This window comes from Cognatishimia coralii (genome assembly GCF_037478305.1).
Taxonomy (GTDB): Bacteria; Pseudomonadota; Alphaproteobacteria; order Rhodobacterales; family Rhodobacteraceae; genus Cognatishimia; species Cognatishimia coralii.
This window is the reverse complement of record NZ_JBBGAZ010000026.1, coordinates 1-2,500: the sequence shown is the minus strand read 5'-3', so window position 1 is coordinate 2,500 and position 2,500 is coordinate 1. Positions and strand designations below refer to the sequence as shown.

At 53.4% G+C, this 2,500-nt stretch carries 1 tRNA gene and 2 rRNA genes (1 of these 3 cut by a window edge); all 3 read left to right on the top strand.

From position 1 onward, the window contains the following. Positions 1-1,949, top strand: a 23S ribosomal RNA gene (locus tag WG622_RS19025) (it extends 885 nt beyond the left edge of the window). A 193-nt stretch (positions 1,950-2,142) separates the two neighbouring features. Further along, positions 2,143-2,257, top strand: a 5S ribosomal RNA gene (rrf, locus tag WG622_RS19020). 55 nt (positions 2,258-2,312) lie between these two features. Further along, positions 2,313-2,389 (top strand) — tRNA-Met (locus tag WG622_RS19015). Positions 2,390-2,500 lie beyond the last annotated feature (111 nt).

The following is a 2,500-nucleotide window of genomic DNA, read 5'->3' as shown; positions in this document are numbered from 1 at the left end:
AGAGCACTGGATGGGTAATGGGGCCCCACAGGCTTACTGATCCTAACCAAACTCCGAATACCCGGGAGTACTAGATGGCAGACACACTGCGGATGCTAACGTCCGTAGTGGAGAGGGAAACAACCCTGACCTACGACTAAGGCCCCCAATTCATGGCTAAGTGGGAAAGCAGGTGGGACGACCAAAACAACCAGGAGGTTGGCTTAGAAGCAGCCATCCTTTAAAGATAGCGTAACAGCTCACTGGTCTAAATAAGTTGTCCTGCGGCGAAGATGTAACGGGGCTCAAGCCATGAGCCGAAGTCTAGGGTGCAGTAATGCACGGTAGCAGAGCGTAGTGTGACATAGTTCCTATCCTCTTTAGTGCCTTCGGGCACCATGGAGGATATTTGGAGCTTTCGATGAAGCGGGCGCGTGAGCGATCCCGTGGAGAGATCACTAGTGAGAATGATGACATGAGTAGCGACAAAGAGTGTGAGAGACACTCTCGCCGAAAGTCCAAGGGTTCCTGCTTAAAGCTAATCTGAGCAGGGTAAGCCGACCCCTAAGGCGAGGCCGAAAGGCGTAGTCGATGGGAACCAGGTTAATATTCCTGGGCCAGATGGAAGTGACGGATCGTGACGGTTGTTCCTCCTTATCGGATTGGAGGGGCCGCTAATCGGTTCCTGGAAATAGCTCCATCATGAGATCGTACCCTAAACCGACACAGGTGGACTGGTAGAGCATACCAAGGCGCTTGAGAGAACGATGTTGAAGGAACTCGGCAAAATACCTCCGTAAGTTCGCGAGAAGGAGGCCCAGTTTCTACGCAAGTATTGGCTGGGGGCACAAACCAGGGGGTGGCGACTGTTTACTAAAAACACAGGGCTCTGCGAAGTCGCAAGACGACGTATAGGGTCTGACGCCTGCCCGGTGCCTGAAGGTTAAAAGGAGGGGTGAGAGCTCCGAATTGAAGCCCAGGTAAACGGCGGCCGTAACTATAACGGTCCTAAGGTAGCGAAATTCCTTGTCGGGTAAGTTCCGACCTGCACGAATGGCGTAACGACTTCCCCACTGTCTCCAACATCGACTCAGCGAAATTGAATTGCCTGTCAAGATGCAGGCTTCCCGCGGTTAGACGGAAAGACCCCGTGCACCTTTACTACAGCTTCACACTGGCATCAGGCCATGCATGTGCAGGATAGGTGGTGGGCATTGAAACCGGGACGCCAGTTCCGGTGGAGCCTCCCTTGAGATACCACCCTTGCATTGCTTGATGTCTAACCGCGGTCCGTTATCCGGATCCGGGACCCTGTGTGGCGGGTAGTTTGACTGGGGCGGTCGCCTCCTAAAGCGTAACGGAGGCGCGCGAAGGTTGGCTCAGAGCGGTCGGAAATCGCTCGTTGAGTGCAATGGCAGAAGCCAGCCTGACTGCAAGACTGACAAGTCGAGCAGAGTCGAAAGACGGCCATAGTGATCCGGTGGTCCCGAGTGGAAGGGCCATCGCTCAACGGATAAAAGGTACGCCGGGGATAACAGGCTGATACTGCCCAAGAGTCCATATCGACGGCAGTGTTTGGCACCTCGATGTCGGCTCATCTCATCCTGGGGCTGGAGCAGGTCCCAAGGGTACGGCTGTTCGCCGTTTAAAGAGGTACGTGAGCTGGGTTTAGAACGTCGTGAGACAGTTCGGTCCCTATCTGCCGTGGGTGTAGGATACTTGAGAGGAGTTGCCCCTAGTACGAGAGGACCGGGGTGAACGATCCACTGGTGGACCTGTTGTTGCGCCAGCAGCAGTGCAGGGTAGCTATGATCGGACAGGATAACCGCTGAAGGCATCTAAGCGGGAAGCCCCCCTCAAAACAAGGTATCCCTGAGGACCGTGGTAGACCACCACGTCGATAGGCCGGAGATGTAAGCGCAGTAATGCGTTCAGTTGACCGGTACTAATGGTCCGATAGGCTTGATTTGATCCAGTAATAGATAGACATCCGTCTTCAATCACTGCGATCCAAAAGCATACACAACACACAGTATACTGACTTGGATGAATGTTGACGCACCACACAAACGGGGTGTGCACGCGATTTGCTTCGCAATTCGCTTCCGCACACGCGTTGAATTGGCTGCGCCAATATCAACGTTAACGTTTGTTTTTACTCGGTTTGGTGATCATAGCACGAGTGAAACACCCGGTCCCATCCCGAACCCGGAAGTTAAGCACCGTTGCGCCGATGGTACTGCATCTTAAGGTGTGGGAGAGTAGGGCATCGCCAAACCTAGCAAAAACAAACACATATCTCTCAAAACGATGATATATCTATTCGACCTTGACGCGGGATGGAGCAGCCCGGTAGCTCGTCAGGCTCATAACCTGAAGGTCGTAGGTTCAAATCCTACTCCCGCAACCAGGTCGAATAAAAAATACACAACACCTTCAGAATACAAGTGATCATCCAGATCAATCGATTAACGGCGTAACCTCCGCAGGCTCACACCCTCAAGGTCGAAGGGCCAAAGCC